The organism is Nocardia sp. NPDC052566, assembly GCF_044547285.1.
Lineage (GTDB): Bacteria > Actinomycetota > Actinomycetes > Mycobacteriales > Mycobacteriaceae > Nocardia.
Map to the genome: position 1 here is coordinate 1,037,287 of NZ_JBIUAF010000002.1, position 16,271 is coordinate 1,053,557.

The 16,271-nt window shown below is 67.6% G+C and carries 16 protein-coding genes; 15 read left to right on the forward strand and 1 reads right to left on the reverse strand.

Going from position 1 to position 16,271, the window contains the following annotated elements:
• Window positions 1-9: 9 nt before the first annotated feature.
• Window positions 10-825: an NAD(P)H-binding protein gene (locus ACIG5A_RS11740; protein ID WP_397240126.1), complete on the forward strand. Its 816-nt coding sequence runs from the start codon at window positions 10-12 to the stop codon at window positions 823-825.
• Between the two features lie 76 nt (window positions 826-901).
• On the opposite strand, the gene ACIG5A_RS11745 is transcribed toward ACIG5A_RS11740, so the two are convergent.
• On the reverse strand, window positions 902-1,732 hold the full coding sequence (locus ACIG5A_RS11745) for a BTAD domain-containing putative transcriptional regulator (RefSeq protein WP_397240127.1): 831 nt from the start codon (window positions 1,730-1,732) through the stop codon (window positions 902-904).
• A 563-nt stretch (window positions 1,733-2,295) separates the two neighbouring features.
• Here ACIG5A_RS11745 and ACIG5A_RS11750 point away from each other — a divergent pair.
• The 14 genes from ACIG5A_RS11750 to ACIG5A_RS11815 all read left to right on the forward strand — a co-directional run bounded on the left by ACIG5A_RS11750 (window position 2,296) and on the right by ACIG5A_RS11815 (window position 16,262).
• Window positions 2,296-3,096, forward strand: coding sequence for an NAD(P)H-binding protein (locus ACIG5A_RS11750; RefSeq protein WP_397240603.1), 801 nt, complete (start codon window positions 2,296-2,298; stop codon window positions 3,094-3,096).
• A 172-nt stretch (window positions 3,097-3,268) separates the two neighbouring features.
• A complete protein-coding gene (locus tag ACIG5A_RS11755) occupies window positions 3,269-4,168 on the forward strand; it encodes an alpha/beta fold hydrolase (protein ID WP_397240128.1) in 900 nt (299 codons plus the stop codon).
• Window positions 4,169-4,315: 147 nt separating this feature from the next.
• Entirely contained in the window at window positions 4,316-4,759 is a 444-nt protein-coding gene (locus ACIG5A_RS11760) for a nuclear transport factor 2 family protein (RefSeq protein WP_397240129.1), read from the forward strand.
• Window positions 4,760-4,835: 76 nt separating this feature from the next.
• Window positions 4,836-5,564, forward strand: coding sequence for an SDR family NAD(P)-dependent oxidoreductase (locus ACIG5A_RS11765; RefSeq protein ID WP_397240130.1), 729 nt, complete (start codon window positions 4,836-4,838; stop codon window positions 5,562-5,564).
• Between the two features lie 75 nt (window positions 5,565-5,639).
• Window positions 5,640-5,993 carry an antibiotic biosynthesis monooxygenase family protein gene (locus ACIG5A_RS11770; RefSeq protein WP_397240131.1) on the forward strand — a complete coding sequence of 118 codons (354 nt, stop codon included), beginning with the start codon at window positions 5,640-5,642 and terminating at the stop codon, window positions 5,991-5,993.
• A gap of 33 nt (window positions 5,994-6,026) precedes the next feature.
• Window positions 6,027-7,283 carry a beta-ketoacyl-[acyl-carrier-protein] synthase family protein gene (locus ACIG5A_RS11775; RefSeq protein WP_397240132.1) on the forward strand — a complete coding sequence of 419 codons (1,257 nt, stop codon included), beginning with the start codon at window positions 6,027-6,029 and terminating at the stop codon, window positions 7,281-7,283.
• Complete coding sequence (locus ACIG5A_RS11780; RefSeq protein WP_397240133.1) at window positions 7,280-8,530, forward strand: ketosynthase chain-length factor; 1,251 nt, start codon at window positions 7,280-7,282, stop codon at window positions 8,528-8,530. The genes ACIG5A_RS11775 and ACIG5A_RS11780 overlap by 4 nt, the downstream gene beginning before the upstream one ends.
• A gap of 52 nt (window positions 8,531-8,582) precedes the next feature.
• Window positions 8,583-9,590, forward strand: a complete 1,008-nt coding sequence (locus ACIG5A_RS11785) for a hypothetical protein (RefSeq protein WP_397240134.1) — start codon at window positions 8,583-8,585, stop codon at window positions 9,588-9,590.
• A gap of 16 nt (window positions 9,591-9,606) precedes the next feature.
• Window positions 9,607-10,869: an activator-dependent family glycosyltransferase gene (locus ACIG5A_RS11790; protein WP_397240135.1), complete on the forward strand. Its 1,263-nt coding sequence runs from the start codon at window positions 9,607-9,609 to the stop codon at window positions 10,867-10,869.
• Between the two features lie 50 nt (window positions 10,870-10,919).
• Window positions 10,920-11,237: a muconolactone Delta-isomerase family protein gene (locus ACIG5A_RS11795; RefSeq protein ID WP_397240136.1), complete on the forward strand. Its 318-nt coding sequence runs from the start codon at window positions 10,920-10,922 to the stop codon at window positions 11,235-11,237.
• Window positions 11,234-12,394, forward strand: coding sequence for a class I SAM-dependent methyltransferase (locus tag ACIG5A_RS11800; protein WP_397240137.1), 1,161 nt, complete (start codon window positions 11,234-11,236; stop codon window positions 12,392-12,394). Before ACIG5A_RS11795 ends, ACIG5A_RS11800 begins: the two co-directional genes overlap by 4 nt.
• 17 nt (window positions 12,395-12,411) lie before the next feature.
• Window positions 12,412-13,572, forward strand: coding sequence for an aromatic ring-hydroxylating dioxygenase subunit alpha (locus ACIG5A_RS11805; RefSeq protein ID WP_397240138.1), 1,161 nt, complete (start codon window positions 12,412-12,414; stop codon window positions 13,570-13,572).
• 3 nt (window positions 13,573-13,575) lie between these two features.
• Complete coding sequence (locus ACIG5A_RS11810) at window positions 13,576-14,769, forward strand: cytochrome P450 (RefSeq protein WP_397240139.1); 1,194 nt, start codon at window positions 13,576-13,578, stop codon at window positions 14,767-14,769.
• A complete protein-coding gene (locus tag ACIG5A_RS11815; RefSeq protein ID WP_397240140.1) occupies window positions 14,766-16,262 on the forward strand; it encodes an FAD-binding oxidoreductase in 1,497 nt (498 codons plus the stop codon). The genes ACIG5A_RS11810 and ACIG5A_RS11815 overlap by 4 nt, the downstream gene beginning before the upstream one ends.
• Window positions 16,263-16,271: the final 9 nt, after the last annotated feature.

A 16,271-nucleotide genomic window follows, 5' to 3' on the forward strand; every position in this document is an offset into this window, starting at 1 on the left:
AGGATTCTCGTGACAGGTGCCACCGGTACGGTCGGCCGCAACGTTGTCGAGCTGCTGATGATCAGCGGGGTCGAGGTCCGGGCGCTGACCCGGCGCCCGGAGAGCACTGATCTACCCGCGGCGACGGAGGTTGTCGTCGGCGATCTGGCGAAGCCCGAGGGCCTGACCGGTGTGTTCGACGGCGTCGACCGGCTTTACTTGATCGCGGCGGGTGAGCGGCCCGAGCAGGTCGTCGACGCCGCCAAGCAGGCAGGCGTGCGGCGGGTGGTCACCCTCTCCTGTTCCGGCGCGGGCCTCGAGAACAATCCGGGCGGCGAGGCCGACCGTGCGTCAGAGTTGGTAGTGGAGAGGTCCGGCCTGGAGTGGACCCACGTGCGTCCGGGTATGTTCGCGAGCAATCTGCTGGAGTGGGCCGCGTGCATCAAGGACACGGGCATCGTGCGCCTGCCGTACGACAATGCCCGGCAGTCTCCCGTGGATGAGCTGGACGTGGCCGCCGTCGCCGTGGCCGCCTTGCTGGACGACGCACATGTGAACAAGGTCTACCCGCTGTCCGGCCCGGAGGCGCTGACCAAGAGCGAGCAGTTCGCCGCGATCGCCAAGGCCATCGGCAGGGATGTGCGCGTCGAGGAGATCACCCCGGAGCAGTGGCGCGAGGAAGGCAGCGAGCAATTCCCCGGGTCCGTGATGGACCGGTTGCTGGCCTGCTGGGAGAGCGCGCTCGTCAACCCCGAGCCCGTCCTTCCCGGCGTTGAGCAGGTCCTCGGCCGGCCGGCGCGCTCGCTGGCGGAGTGGGCGGACCTGCACTCCGATGACTTCTGTTGAGCCCGAGTGGGGTTGTGGGCGGGGCTGTCCACAACCCCACTCGGACAACAATCCGGCAGGGAGTGACCGACGTGGTTCACCGCACCTTGGCCGCTGCGCCGGCCAGCATGGCGGGGCGGGTGGTGAGGGTGAGGATATGAGCGTCGTCGTCGACACCGAGGATCGCCGAGTGGAGTTCCTGCAGGCCGCGTTCCGGGTCGAGCCCCAGTTCGTTGACCAGGGTGATACGCAAGCGGTGGAACACCTCCAACGCCTGTGCGCGCCGCCCGCTCAGATACAGCGCGCGCATATATTGCGCGTGCAGCCGTTCGTTGAGGGGGTGTTCCGCGCACAGCGCGGCGAGCCGGGACAGGACTTCCCGATAGCGACCCAGGCGAAGTTCGCCGTCGAGCATGTACTCGATCGTGACAAGCCTGGACTCGGACAGTTGGAGTGCCTTGGATTCCAGCACCCGCCCTGCGGCGATGTCGACCATTGCGGGCCCGCGCCACGTGCGCAGAGCGGCGTCCAGGTCGGCGATGCCCTGTTGGTCGTTTCCGTTGGCCAGCGCGGCCAGTCCGGAATCGACCAGAGCCTCGTAGCGATGCATATCGAGCGCATCCGGTTCAATGTGCAGCAAGTACCCGCCGGGACGGGTGATCAGGATGTTCTTGGCGACCTCCGTTGCGGACAGGCCGGTTATCCCTACGAAATACTTGCGCAAGTTGAGCACGTAGGTCTGTAGCGTTGTGAGCCCGCTCGCCGGCGGCATTTCATCCCACAGGTCGGTGATCAGTGAAGACACCGGTACCACCTGATCTGAGTGAACTAGGAGCATCGCCAATACGGTCCGTAGTTTAGGAGCACTTGGGACGTTCGATTTCCCTTGATGCTCCACCGTAAGTGGGCCGAGCACGCCAAATTCCATAATTCCCCCTACGCGGCGGTACCCTTTGGCGGCACCTAGCCTTGAGAGTTGGGGACGGGTGATCCCCATGGATCTTCGAGTTCCCTGGACCAAAGTTCCGGCCGGTACTTTCTGACGCTATACCGATTTGCCTGGATTCGTCAACGGATCACGTTGATGTCGAGCTGGCTTGTGCCCGTGGATATCTGGGTCTTGACTGGCCGAAAAATTCTGATCATAGTTGGGTCCGTCGAGACAGGTTGCGGTACAGGCAAATAGGCTCAACGAGTGGTGGCGGTTGCACCGAAAGCGTTGGGCGCCAGCGAATTCCAGACACCGTACAACGGCGCCGATCGTGCGGGCGCCCGCATTGTGATCGGTTGCGGCTCAGTAGATTTGGGTGTAGAGGCCGACTTCGCCGAACGCGGGGCCGGATCCATTCGAGTCGCCTCCGCGACGCCGCGCTGCCGCCCATGGCGCACCGCGTTGCCGATTCGGCGGTCGAGCGCTGTAGGGCAGTGCCGAACACCGCACTCCGGGTTTCTATGTGCGCGACCACCCATTGGCGGGATAGCTTGGGGGGTATGAAGATTCTCGTAACCGGTGCCACCGGAAATATCGGCCGCATGGTCGTGAACCACCTTGTGGATCTGGGGGCCGATAATGTTCGCGCCCTGTCGAACCACCCGGAACGCACCGCGTTCCCGCCCGAGGTCGAGGTAGTCAAGGGTTACCTGAAGCGGCCGTCCTCGCTGCCCGCCGCCTTCGAGGGCATCGACCGGATGTATCTCGCACCGTCTCTCGAAACCGTCACCGAGGTCGTCGATTTGGCGCGCCAGGCGGGGATCGAGCACATTGTCGATCTTTCCGGCGACGAAAACACCAACTGGCATCCCATCGCGCAGGCGGTCGACAAATCGGGTGTCGGCTGGACTCACCTGTGGACGGGCGAATTCATGGAGAATGCCACCGACTGGGCGGAGGAGATTCGCGCGACAGGTGAAGTGCGAGAACCATACCCGAGCTCCGGGAACGCCCCCATCGCCATGGACGATATCGCTCGTGTCGCCGCGACGGTTCTGCTCGGCAGCGGACACCTCGGCATGACCTACAACCTCACCGGCCCCGAAACCATCACCAGGGCGGAGCGCCTCCAGCACCTGGCCAAGGCGATCGGCCGCGATCTGACATTCGTGACCGTCCCACCCGAGGAGCTCATCGCGCTGCTCGAGCCGGCGATGGGCGACTACGCGGGGTATTTCGTCAACGGCCTCGCCGCAAGGGTCGATAGTCCGCAGGTCGCGACCAGCACCGTGGCCGACCTCACCGGCCATGCCACCACATTCGCCACCTGGGCCGCCGCGAACGCCGACCTGTTCCGCTGATCGATCAGTCGGCGCGCGGTGCCGCGAGGATCGGTTCGATGGCCTCGCGGATCGGAACAGGCGATCGGGGGGCCCTTCGAACCGACCCTGTGGCCGGGTGCGGCAACGGGGATCAGGGACACATGACGACTTCAGCTGAATCGAGTCTCCTCGGAAAGGAAGCGTGAATTCCATGTCAGAACATGTTGTCTCCACCGCTGATCTCCAGCTGTGGACCGAAGATTTCGGCGATCCCGGCGATCCCCCGCTCCTGCTGCTCGGCGCGCACAGCTCGCGGGGCTGGCCCGACGAGTTCGTGGAGGGTCTCGCGGCGAGGGGCCTGCACGTCATCCGGTACGACCACCGGGATACCGGGCGGACGGTTTCCCTGGATGCCGATCAGGACCAGTACACCTTCTATGAACTTGCCGCCGATGCGATAGCGGTGTTGGACGGTTGGGGCATCGAACGGGTCCACCTGGTCTGTTTCGCGCTGGGCGCTGCGACCGGGCAGCTCATCGCCGTCGACTATCCCGACCGGCTCCGCAGCCTGACCATGACCGGCGCGGCCGCGCTGAGCGTGGACTTCTTCAACAGCTGCGACTGTGCCTACAGTGGAAAGCCGACCCCGAGCGGGTTGCCCGCGCCGCGCCGCGAGGTTCTCGACCTGATCATGACACCGCCGATACTCGACGACGTCGACGCCGAACTGGACCGACGGGTCGCCTTGGCGCGGGCGCTGTCCGGCTCCGTGTCGCGGTTCGACCCGGCCGAGTTCCGGCGCTGGGAGGAGCGGGAGATCGCGCACTCCGGCATAGCGGGACTGAACCAGCCGAAGATCACCGAAAGCGCCGACCTCACCAGCCGCGGCGGCGAACTGGCGAACATCGACACACCAACGCTGGTGATCCAGGGACCGCTGGACCCGGTCCACCAGCCGCCGCACAGCGCGTACCTCGCCGAGTCGATCCCGGGAGCTCGGCTCCTCGAAATCCCTGGCCTCGGCCACACCTTCCCGACTGCCGTGCATCCCGCACTGGTCGACGCGATCGCCGGGCACGTCCGGCGCGCTGAAATGGTCGCCAGCGTCTGATCGCACATCGAAAGGACCCGCGTCCCGGACTGGGGCGCGGGTCCTTTTCGGCGTGGGGGGCACACACCGGCACGAGGGCTTCTCCAGTGGACTTCGACCGGATGCCGCCAGGTTGGAGGGGATAGTCCAGTCGAGAGGCGGTAGGTCGTGAGTGCAGTGGTACGGGAGAAGACATATGAGGAGATCTGCGCCGAGGTGGGGAGCTTCTACGCCCGGCACGTCCAATTGATGGACGAGGGGCATGCCGAGGAGGCCGCTGCCACCTTCACCGAGGAGGGCACCATGGTCTCCCCGCCCAAGATCGCGACACCGATCGTCGGGCGGGCGGCGCTGGCGGCCGGCCTGCGGGCCAATGCCGACCAGTTGGCCGCCGACGGCATTCGGTACCGGCGGTGCTACAGCACGATTCTGGTCGAGGTGCGAGAAGACGGATCGGTATTCGCCCGGTCCTACGTGCAGGTCATCAAGACCGAGCGAGGCAAGGGGTCGCACCTGCACGCCATGTGCGTGTGCGAGGACGTGCTCGTACGCACGGGTGGCGAATTGAAGGTTGCCGAACGGGTGGTCACGCGGGACGACGAATCTATCTGACCGCCATTCGATCTCGACCGCGTTGCGAGCGGGCGTGCCTAACTTCGGGGCTATGACCTCGAGGCAAAGACGCGGTGTGATCATCACCGGCGGTGGGACCGGAATCGGACGGGCGCTTGCCCGTAGCTACGCCGAGGAGCACGAAGTGCTCGTCGTGGGGCGGACGGAGTCCGCCCTGCACGAAACAGCCGCAGGGCACGACAACATCCACGTGCTCGCGGCGGATATCACCGATCACGGTTCCGCCGAACTCGTTGTCAAGACCGCACAGCGTGCGCTCGGCCGGGTCGATGTCCTGGTCAACAACGCGGCGACGGCGGTTCCCGCCCCGCTCGCAGACGTCGAAGCGGCCTCTGCCGAGAGTCAGGTAGCGGTCAATCTCCTGGCGCCTATCTTTCTCACCCAGGCAGCGCTCGACGCGCTCGCCGAAACCCGGGGCGCCGTACTGAACATCAGCAGCTCCGGGGCGTCCGGCGGGCGCGCATGGCCGGGGTTCTCCGTTTACGGGGCCACGAAGGTCGCCCTGGAGTTTCTCACCAGGACCTGGTCCGTCGAACTGGCGCCGAGAGGGATTCGGGTCGTGGCGATCGCGGCCGGTGTCGTGGAGTCCGGAATGGGCGTCCGCATGGGGTCCACGCCGGAGGAATACCGCGCATTCCTTGCCGATATCGCGACCCGAACGCCTGCCGGTCGCGTGGGGCAGCCTGAAGAGCTCGCCTGGTGGGCGCGGCAGTTGACCGCGCCCGCGGCAGAGTTCGCCACCGGCTCGGTCGTCGTCGTTGACGGGGGTTTGAGCCTGTTGTGAGTCGAGATTTTAGCCGGGTGCGAGGCGCTCGGCGCACCGTTGGTGGCACATGGAAACGATCTTAGGAGCAGCACGATGACAGCTTCGGCCCAGGACGCCAAGGACCGCTACGACGCCACCGACAAGGGTGTCGTGACGTTCGTCAACACCTTCACCGTGACCGGCGACCCGCAGGATTTCGAGCGGGTGTTCGCCGACATCTCGGAGTTCATGGCCGCACAGCCGGGTTTCCTCCAGTTCACCTTGTCGAAGCACGTGGACTCCTCGCGTGCCGACGAGTACGTGAACATCGCGTTGTGGACCGACGTCCAGTCATGGAAGGACGCCATCGCCGCACCCGGTTTCGCCGACCATGCCAAGGAGATCCGGGCGCGAGCGACCAACGTCGCCAATCTTTACGAGCCGAGGCTGGAGTTCGTCAAGGCATAAGGCAGGCCCGCAACCGTTAAGGATGTCTGAAAGATGAAACGTCGTGTCGTCATGACCGGCATCGGGGTCGTCGCGCCCGGTGGCACCGGTGCCAAGCCGTTCTGGGATCTGTTGTCGTCCGGCCGCACCGCGACGCGGCGGATCACGTCCTTCGACGCGGGGCGGTTCCGATCGCAGGTGGCTGCCGAGTGCGATTTCGATCCGGTGGCCGAAGGTCTTACCCCGCAACAGATCCGGCGGATGGATCGGGCCGCGCAGCTGGCCGTGGTCAGCGCGCGTGAGTGCCTGACCGACAGCGGTGTCGACCAAGCCACGCTCGACCCGGCCCGCACCGGTGTGGTGGTCGGCAGCGCCGTCGGCTGCACGATGGGTCTGGAACAGGAGTACGTGGTGGTGTCCGACGGTGGGCAGCACTGGAACGTCGATGAGGCCTACGCGGTCGGGCACCTGTACAACCACTTCGTGCCCAGTTCCCTGGCGACCGAGGTGGCCTGGGAACTTGGCGCGGAGGGCCCGGTGTCCACGGTGTCCACGGGCTGCACCTCCGGGCTGGACTCGGTGGGGCACGCGGTCGAGCTGATCGCCGAGGGCTCGGCCGACGTGGTGGTAGGCGGCGCCACCGACGCGCCGATCTCGCCGATCACCCTGGCCTGCTTCGACGCGATAAAGGCCACCACGCCACGCAATGACGACCCGGAGCACGCGTCCCGGCCGTTCGACCGCACCCGCAACGGATTCGTACTCGGCGAAGGCTCGGCGATGTTCGTGTTCGAGGAGTACGAACACGCCCGCCGCCGTGGTGCGCAGATCTATGCCGAAGTCGCCGGGTACGCCTCGCGCTGCAACGCGTACCACATGACCGGACTGCGGCCCGACGGTGCGGAGATGGCCGAGGCGATCCGGGCGGCCATGGGCCAGGCCATGGTGAACGCCGAGGATGTGGACTACATCAACGCGCACGGCTCCGGCACGGTGCAGAACGATCGGCATGAAACGGCCGCGTTCAAGCGCAGCCTCGGGGAGCATGCGTACCGTGTGCCGGTCAGCTCCATCAAATCGATGGTCGGTCACTCGCTGGGCGCCATCGGCTCGCTGGAGATCGCCGCGTGTGCGCTGGCGATCCGCGACGGCCTGGTGCCGCCCACGGCGAACCTGCACGAGCCGGACCCGGACTGCGATCTGGACTATGTGCCGCTGACCGCCCGTGAAGTGCCGATCGACACGGTGCTGACCGTAGGCAGCGGCTTCGGCGGCTTTCAGAGCGCCATGATCTTGAGAAAAGTCGGATGAGGACGGTCATCACCGGCATGGGCGTGATCGCCCCGACCGGTATGGACGCTGCACAGCATTGGGCGAATACCCTTGCGGGGCAGCGAAAGATCGGGCGGATCACGGCGTTCGACCCCTCCGGCTACTCGGCCACCCTGGCCGGGGAGGTCACCGGATTCACTGCCGCGGACCATCTGCCCGGCCGACTGCTGCCGCAGACCGATCGGATGACGCAGCTGTCGCTGGTCGCCGCCGATCACGCGCTGGCCGACTCGGCGGTGGAGGGCTCGGTCCGCACCGGATTCGATATCGGCGTGGTGACGGCGAGCTCGGCCGGCGGCTTCGAATTCGGTCACCGCGAGCTGGACAAGCTCTGGCGCAAGGGTCCGCAGCACGTCAGCGCCTACCAGTCGTTCGCCTGGTTCTATGCGGTGAACACCGGCCAGATATCCATCCGGCACGGTATGCGCGGTCCCGGCGGCGTGCTGGTTACCGGGCAAGCGGGCGGGCTGGACGCGCTGGCCCTGGCTCGGCGGCGGGTGCGTGCGGGGCAGCCGGCCATGGTGTGCGGGGCCGTGGACGGGTCACCCTCTCCCTGGGGCTGGGTTGCCCAGCTCACCAATGGCCGGATCAGTACCTCTGCCGACCCGGCGCGCGCCTACCTGCCGTTCGACGTCGCTGCCTCCGGCTACGTGCCAGGAGACGGCGGGGCATTGTTCGTCATGGAGTCGGCGGACGCCGCGAAAGAGCGCGGCGTGGAGTCCTGGTACGGCGAGGTGGCGGGCTACGCGGCCACTTTCGATCCGCCACCGGGCTCGGGGCGGCGATCCACGCTGCGCCGCGCTATCGAGGGCGCACTGGCGGACGCCGGGCTCGAACCCGCCGAAGTGGACGTCGTGTTCGCCGATGCGGCGGGCACGCCGGAACTGGACCGGGTAGAGGCCGACGCGCTGCGCGCGGTCTTCGGTCCGTACGGGGTTCCGGTCACCGCGCCCAAGACCATGACCGGCCGGCTCAGCAGCGGCGGCGCGGCGCTCGATGTCGCCACCGCGCTGCTGGCGATGCGCCACGGCCATATCCCTGCCACTGCTGGTGTCACCGATCCGGTCCCCGAGTACGAACTGGACCTGGTGACCGAGACCAGGACGCTGCCGTTGTCGGTGGCGCTGGTCGTGGCGCGCGGCCACGGCGGTTTCAATGCGGCGATGGTCCTGACCGAGCAGGGCCACAGCGGTATCCGACAAACCACTGAGAAGGAGGCGGCATGAAGCAGATGCCGATCGCCCTGGTCAACGGCACGCTGATCACTCTGGCCTCGACATGACCCGGACGGACACGGATCTGGGCAGGCGGTTGCTGACCGAGCGCGGGATGCAGTTCCTGTTCGCGCACGGAGGTGACCCGTACGCCGTGATGCTGCGCGCCGAGGATGAGGACACCCCGGCGCTGACCGACAGGATCAAGGAACGGGGGCCGGTCTACCGCAGCCGACCCGGTGCCTGGGTTGTCAGCGATCCGGAACTCGCCGAGCGAGTTCTCACCGATCCGCGCCTCGGCACCGAGCTGCCGCCCGAGCATGTGCTGGCGGGTGTGGACCCTTTCCCCGCGACCGGCTGGACCGTGTCGGCCCCCACCGGGGGCGTGGTGCTCGACGGGCTCGGCTCCCGGTTCGACCTGGTGCACGGCGTACTGCGTCCGGCGGTGGCAGGGCTGGCCGCGGAGGTGCTGACGGTGCCGGGCTCGGACCTGGCCGCGTACACCGGGTACGCCGTTGCGGCTGGCCCGGCGGTGGACGCGGTGCTCTGCGCGCCCCGACTGGCAGATGCCCGTGCGGTCATCGCCGCCTGTGCCGGCTTGCGGACACTCGTACCGGACAGCGCGCTACCGCTGTCCGTCCTCGGCGTGGAACTCACGGCAACGCTCGCCGCCGAGGCGGCGCACGTGCTGTTGGCCGATCCCGCACGCTGGCAGGCACTGTCCGCCGATCCGGTGGCGGCCGGCGCAATTCTGGACGGCGTGCTCGCCGCGCACCCGCCGATGCGGCTCGACCGCAGGGTGGCCCGCGAGGACCTGCGGCTGGGTGCGGAACGGATCGCGGCGGGCGAAGAGGTCGTTGTGCACATCGGCGCGGCCGGGATCGGCCTGCGCGGCGTGCCACGGATCGCGGCGTTCATCCGTGGCGCGGCGGCAACAGTGCTGGCCGCCGCGGCGGTCCGCTTTCCCCGGCTGCGCCTCGACGGCGAGGCGGTGCGCCGGCTGCGTGCGCCGGTGACGGGGGCGTTGGTCCGCCTGCCTGTCGCCGACTCGAATTCCATGACCACCCACTGACGAGGAGCTGCTCGCAATGCGTGTACTCATGACGTCCCTGGCGGTAGAAGCGCACTTCAACGGGACCGTGCCGCTGGCGTGGGCGCTGCGCGCGGCCGGGCACGAGGTGCGCTTCGCCAGCCAGCCCGCGCTCACCAGGGCGATCACCCAGGCCGGGCTGACCGCCGTCCCGGTCGGCGCCGACCACACCCACCATGCGATCGTGCGCGACCTGGGGGACGAGCTCACCGGCTTCTACCGCGATATCGACTTCACCGGCGAGCTCGGCGGCCCGCGCGATCGCAAGGCCGCCAACTCCCTGCTCACCGCCACGTTCTATGCCCAAGCCAACAACGACTCCATGGTGGACGACCTGGTCGCCTACGCCCGCTGGTGGCAGCCGGACCTGGTGATCTGGGAGCCGTTCTCCTTCGCAGGCGGGGTCGCCGCCCGCGCGTGCGGCACCGTAGGCGCCCGGTTGCTGTGGGGGCCGGACCTTTTCGGCCGGATGCGAGATGGGTTCCGTGCGGACATCGCCGCGTTGCCGCCGGAGCGGCGCGACGACGCCCTCGAGGAGTGGCTGACCTGGACCCTGGCTCGACACGGCCTCGACTACGACGAGCGGGTCGTCACCGGGCACTTCACCATCGACCAGATGCCCGAGGGCGTGCGGCTGCCCAGCCGGCACGAGTCCGTGCCGATGCGCTACGTGCCTTACAACGGCTTGTCCGAGGTGCCGGGTTGGCTGCGGGAAACCCCTGCTCGGCCCCGAATCTGCCTGACACTGGGCATTACCTCGCGGGATATGGCCTACCCGAACCTGATTTCGCCGGCCGAACTCTTCGACGCGGTCGCGGACTTGGACGTGGAGATCGTGGCCACGCTCAACGAAGCCCAGGTGGCCGAGATCGGCAAGGTACCCGACAACACTCGGGTGGTGGATTTCGTGCCGCTGCACGCCTTGATGCCCACCTGCGCGGCGATCATCCATCACGGCGGCGCGGGGACCTGGTCCACCGCGGCCGTGTACGGCGTTCCGCAGCTGGTGGTCGCGGGCATGTGGGACAACGTCTACCGCGCCGAACGGCTCAGCGATCTGGGCGCGGGCCTGTACTTGCCGCCGCACGAGCTGACCGGAAGCCGGCTGCGGGACGGTGTGGTGCGGCTACTCGGCGAGCACGCGTTCCGCGCCGGGGCGCAGGCCCTGCGGGACCGGATGCTCGCCGAGCCGAGCCCCGGCGAGGTGGTGGGAACCCTGGTCGACGCCGCCGCTCGCCGCCGCGCCGAGCTGACGCGTTAGCCGCCTTCCGAAACCCGAAACCTCAGTACACAGAACCGAAGGAGCGATTCATGGCGTTGTTCGCCGTCCTGGCCACGCAGGCCCCGGCCCCAGGGGAGGCGAAGGAGTTCCGAGAGCGTCTCGGCGAGGGCTTCGCCTACACGCGGGCCTTGGTGGAGAAGGGAATCATCCTGCACAGCTGGATCCGCGTCGGTGCGTCCGGTGGGCTCAACATCTACGACGTGGCCTCCCACGAGGAGTTGCTGCGGGTGCTGTACGACAACCCGGTCAGCCCGCACCTGAAGTTCGAGGTGATCCCGCTTGCCCGTCCCGACGCCTTCGGTGAGCTGGCGATCTGGAACAAGCAGACGGCGAAGGAGCAGTCGTGAGCGCGCTGCTGGATCGTCTGCTGCGCGCGGGCACGGCGTCGGACGCGGACATCTCCTTACTGGTCAAGGAGGAGGGCGTGGACGCGGTGCTCGCCGCCCTGGTCGACGAGGTGCTGTTCCGTGCCTCGGTGCCGACCAACCCGGAGCAGGTGGACATCGCACTGGATGTCACGGACGACACCGAGACTCGCCGCGTCGTATTCCATTGCGTCGGTGGCCAGCGCATCACGAGGCTGGACGGCGAAGCGCCGGTGGAGATCTGCCGCGAGCTGGGCATGTCGCTGACACACTTGGTCCGCCGCGTCTACGGCAGGCCTGACCAGCGCCGCACCGGGGATTTCAGCGACGTCTTCCTGCCGGCCCGGCCCGAGGATCTATCTCGATTGCCCGGCTTGGTCCGCTCGACCAGCCTGGCTTCCGGCGCACTGATGACCGGCCTGACCATCCCTCGCGACGAGCTGGGCGCATTGTGCTCGTCGTCCGGTTCGGACAAGTGGGCCAGCTTCCACTGGTACACCGGGCACTACGAACGGGAGTTCGCCCCGTACCGCGACGAGCCGGTCCGCATCCTGGAGATCGGTATCGGCGGTTTCGACGGCGACCTGGGTGGCGGCTCGCTGCGGATGTGGAAGCGGTACTTCCCTCGGGGCCAGGTGTTCGGCATCGACCTGTTCGACAAGTCCGCGCTGAACGAGCCGCGGCAGACCGCACTGGTCTGCGACCAGAGCGACCCGGAGGCACTGACCGCGCTGGCGCGGGAGTACGGACCGTTCGACATCGTCATCGACGACGGCAGCCACGAGAACCGGCATGTGCGTATCTCTTTCGACGCCCTGTTCCCCCATGTGAAGCCGGGCGGGCTCTACGTCATCGAAGACATGCAGACCGCCTACATCCCCCGCATGGGCGGCACCGAGGGCCCGTCGGCGGGCCCCGGCACTTCCATCGGCCTGATCAAGCGGCTGGTGGACGACCTGCACTACCACGAACACACCCCCGGCGGCGCACCGACGGTGACCCAGCGGGACGTGGTCGGCGTGCGGGCGTACCGCAACATCGCCTTCGTGGAGAAGGGCACCAACGGCGAGGTCGGTATCCCGCCGTGGATGGACGACGCGGCGTGGGCGGCGCTCGGCGCAATCCCACCCACCGAGTGACCCGCAAGGAGACCGCAATGACCACCACAACCACCACCCGAACCGGCCCGACGCCCGACCAGTCGGCAGCCGAACTGCTGGCCGCCGTCCGCGCCTACGCCGCGCCCAACCCGCCCGCGATGAGCCTGCCGCCGCAGATGTTCACCTCGCCGGAGGTGTATGAGCTGGAGCGGGCGCAGATCTTCCATCGCTCCTGGATCATGGTCGCGCACACCGCGCAGTTGGCCGCGCCCGGCGACTACGTGGCGCTGTCCATCGCCGGCGAACCGGTGGCGATCACGCGAGGCGAGGACGGGCAGCTGCACGGCATGTCACCGGTGTGCCGCCACCGCGCGATGCCGCTGGTGGCGCCGGGCGAGGGCACGGTCAAGGACTTCACCTGCTCCTACCACCTCTGGCGCTACAACCTGGACGGTTCGCTGCGCGCGGCCACCCATATGCGCGACAACCCCGACTTCGACCCGGCCACCTGCCGCCTGCCCGGTTTCGCGGTGCGTGAGTGGCACGGCCTGGTGTTCGTCAACCTCGACGCCGATGCCCGCTCGTTCGAACCGGATCTGGCCGTCGCCGACACCGAGATGACCAATTACCGGCTCGACGACATGGTCCAGGTGAACTACTGGACCGAGGAGTGGGCCTGTAACTGGAAGGTCGCGGTCGAGAACGGGTACGAGAACTACCACGCCATCGGCTTCCACCCGGAGACGGTGCGCCCGCTGATGACCGGCGGCATCGACATGACCGTGTACCAGGACTCCGAGTGGGTGACTCGGCTGCTCAGCGGTGCGGGCACCCCGTTCGAGGCGCAGCACCTGCCGCTCACCGAGGCCGAGCGTTCCATCATGTACAGCTTCCGGATCTTCCCCGGCGGCGCGGTGGCGACCTTCGGCGAGACCATCGCCTGGATCAGCATCATCCCGCTGTCGCTGGACCGCACCCAGGTCCGGGGCGGCACGCTGGTGCCGCGCCAGGTGCTCGAGTTCGTGGACATCGAGGTGATGCGCAAGGAGGTCGAATCGATCACCAGCGTCATCAACGCCGAGGACCGGACCGGCCTGGAGGCGGTGCAGCGCACGCTCGGCTCCCGCTTTCTGCAGCAGGGCCATCTGAGTCCCAAAGAGCCTGGCGTGCTGGCGTTCTACCGCAAGCTCGCGCTCGCACTCACCAAGGAGGCCTGACCCATGGGCGGTCCGCACATTCCCCCGAAGCTGCGCGCGATGATGGACGACTACGCGCACCGCCGCGTGCACGAGCCGGTCCGGTTCGAGGAGTCGACCGGCCGCTGGGAGGTGCTTCGCTACGCCGACGGGCTGCGGGTGATCTCCGACTCGGAGATCTTCTCCAGCGACCTCAGCGAGTTCATTCCGGATACCGAGGAACTGCGTGCCTTCCGGAAAGGCAACTTCCAGGCGATGGACGAGCCTCGGCACCGGGAGCTGCGCGGACTGGTCAGCCAGGGGTTCACGCCCAAATTCGTCCAGAGTCTGGTGCCGAGGGTCGAGAAGGTCGCGGCCGAACTGCTCGACGCGGTGACCGAGGGCGGCAGGGAGCGGGTCGACATCGTGGCCGAGGTGGCGGCCCCGCTGCCGGTGATCGTCATCGCCGAGGTGGTCGGCCTGCCGGTGTCCGATCGGCACCTGTTCCGCAAGTGGGCGGACGCACTGCTCGTCGACAACGGCGCGGATGGGCTGTTCAGCGAGGAGAGCGTGGCCGCGATGAGCCCGTTCATCCGGGAGATGAACGAGTATCTGCTCAGCCACGTCGATACCTACCGCCGCTCCGCTAAGGAGGGGCTGATCCGCGATCTGCTCGATGCGGAGCTGGACGGTCGCAAGCTGGACGATATCGAGATCATCGGGTTCCTCGCGCTGCTGCTGATCGCCGGGCACCTCACGACGAGCACCGTGCTCACGAACGCGCTGCTGTGCCTGGACGAGAATCCGGGTCTGATCAAGCAGTTGCGGGCCGAGCCCGCGCTGCTCGGCCCGGCGATCGAGGAGGTCATGCGCTACCGGTCACCGCTGGTGTGGGTGGACCGTCGCACACTCGATGACGTCGAGCTGGGCGGCCTGCGGATTCCGAAGGGCTCGATGGTCAGCGCGTCGCTGGTTTCGACGATGCGCGACGAGGCCGAATTCGCCGAACCGGACCTGTTCGACATCCATCGCAAGCAGGCTCGGCATCTGGCATTCGGCAAGGGCATCCACTTCTGTCTCGGCGCGCCGCTGGCCCGTCAGGAGGTGCGGATCGCGCTGACCGGCATGCTCGAGCGGTTCGAGGACTTCCGGGTGGCCGAGGACGAGGAGATCGTGTTCCACGACCCCAAAGACTTCAATGGCACCAAGAAGCTCCCGATGGACCTGGTGCGCCGATGACCGGCATGCTCGATCGCACCGCCATCACCCCCGAGGACCCCCGGTACGCCGAGGTGACGACGGCGGCCAACGGCCGCTTCCGCTGCACGCCGCGCATCGTCCACGTGCCCGCGACGCCCGGGGACGTGGTGGCGGCGGTGCAGGCGGCGGCCGACGCCGGCGCGCGATTGGCGATCCGCAGCGGAGGGCACTGCCTGGAGGACTTCGTCGACTCGGCGGAAACCGAAGTGCTGCTGGACCTTTCGCGGCTGAACCGGGTGGATTACGACGCCCGGATGCGGGCGTTCGCCATCGAGCCGGGCGCGCTGCTCGGTGAGGTCTACCGCGGTTTGCTCAAGGGCTGGGGCGTCACTATCCCGGCCGGGCTGGAGTACTCGGTCGGCGCGGGCGGGCATATCCTCGGCGGCGGCTACGGCCCGTTGACCCGCGCACACGGGTGCGTCGTCGATCACCTGTACGCGGTCGAGGTCGTCACCGTGAATGCGGCGGGAACGGCCGGTCTCGTCGTCGCCACCCGCGACCCGGCCGACCCGCACCACGACCTCTGGTGGGCGCACACCGGTTGCGGCGGTGGGAATTTCGGTGTGGTCACCAAGTACTGGATGCGTGCCCCGGACGCCGCGGGCGACGATCCGGCGGTGCTGCTGCCACGACCGCCCGCCGAGGTACTGGACGCCCTGACGTACTGGTCGTGGTCGGATCTGACACCGGAGTCCTTTCGTCGCCTGGTGGCCAACCATGGCCGATGGCACGAGCGGCACAGTGCGCCGGGCATTCCGGAGAATGCGCTGTTCTCCATCCTCACGATGCTGCGCGCCCAGACGAATACCATCGCTCTGCTCACCCAGGTGGATGCGACCTCCGACGGCGCCGAGGAGATGCTGTCGGACTATCTCGACGCGCTCAATGAAGGTGTTGGTATCCACTACCGCCACGACGTGCAGAAGCGACCGTGGCTGCGGTCGATGCTGTGGCCACGGATGCGCGGCGACGTCTATGGACAGCGGGCGAAGTGCAAGGCGGCCTACCTGCGGCGACGGTACACCGACGAGCAGATCGACGTCATCTACCGCTACCTGACGGACGACGCGTACGACAACCCGACCGCCGGGGTCATCCTCGCCGCGTACGGTGGGCAAGCGTCGGCGGTGGCACCCGATGCCACCGCCACCGCGCAGCGTGACTCGGTACTGAAGGCTTTCTATCTGAACAATTGGACCGACCCGACCGGGGAAGACAAGCACATCGCCTGGATCCGGTCGTTTTATCGCGATCTGTACGCGGACAGCGGCGGTGTCCCGGACCTGAACGGGCAGGCGGACGGGTCGTATATCAACTACCCGGACACCGACCTGGCCGATCCGAGCTGGAACAAGTCGGGATCGGCCTGGTACGACCTGTACTACAAGGACAACTACCCACGCCTGCAACGGGTCAAGGCCGCATACGACCCGACCGGTTTCTTCAGGCACGGGCTCGGCATCACGGCGTGACGCCAGGCC

Excerpts from the sequence above, each read along its gene's own strand:
- ACIG5A_RS11745 (WP_397240127.1), bottom strand. The coding sequence starts at position 1,732 with ATGGAATTTGGCGTGCTCGGCCCACTTACGGTGGAGCATCAAGGGAAA.
- ACIG5A_RS11750 (WP_397240603.1), top strand. The coding sequence starts at position 2,296 with ATGAAGATTCTCGTAACCGGTGCCACCGGAAATATCGGCCGCATGGTC.
- ACIG5A_RS11755 (WP_397240128.1), top strand. The coding sequence starts at position 3,269 with ATGTCAGAACATGTTGTCTCCACCGCTGATCTCCAGCTGTGGACCGAA.
- ACIG5A_RS11770 (WP_397240131.1), top strand. The coding sequence starts at position 5,640 with ATGACAGCTTCGGCCCAGGACGCCAAGGACCGCTACGACGCCACCGAC.
- ACIG5A_RS11775 (WP_397240132.1), top strand. The coding sequence starts at position 6,027 with ATGAAACGTCGTGTCGTCATGACCGGCATCGGGGTCGTCGCGCCCGGT.
- ACIG5A_RS11780 (WP_397240133.1), top strand. The coding sequence starts at position 7,280 with ATGAGGACGGTCATCACCGGCATGGGCGTGATCGCCCCGACCGGTATG.
- ACIG5A_RS11785 (WP_397240134.1), top strand. The coding sequence starts at position 8,583 with ATGACCCGGACGGACACGGATCTGGGCAGGCGGTTGCTGACCGAGCGC.
- ACIG5A_RS11790 (WP_397240135.1), top strand. The coding sequence starts at position 9,607 with ATGCGTGTACTCATGACGTCCCTGGCGGTAGAAGCGCACTTCAACGGG.
- ACIG5A_RS11795 (WP_397240136.1), top strand. The coding sequence starts at position 10,920 with ATGGCGTTGTTCGCCGTCCTGGCCACGCAGGCCCCGGCCCCAGGGGAG.
- ACIG5A_RS11805 (WP_397240138.1), top strand. The coding sequence starts at position 12,412 with ATGACCACCACAACCACCACCCGAACCGGCCCGACGCCCGACCAGTCG.
- ACIG5A_RS11810 (WP_397240139.1), top strand. The coding sequence starts at position 13,576 with ATGGGCGGTCCGCACATTCCCCCGAAGCTGCGCGCGATGATGGACGAC.
- ACIG5A_RS11815 (WP_397240140.1), top strand. The coding sequence starts at position 14,766 with ATGACCGGCATGCTCGATCGCACCGCCATCACCCCCGAGGACCCCCGG.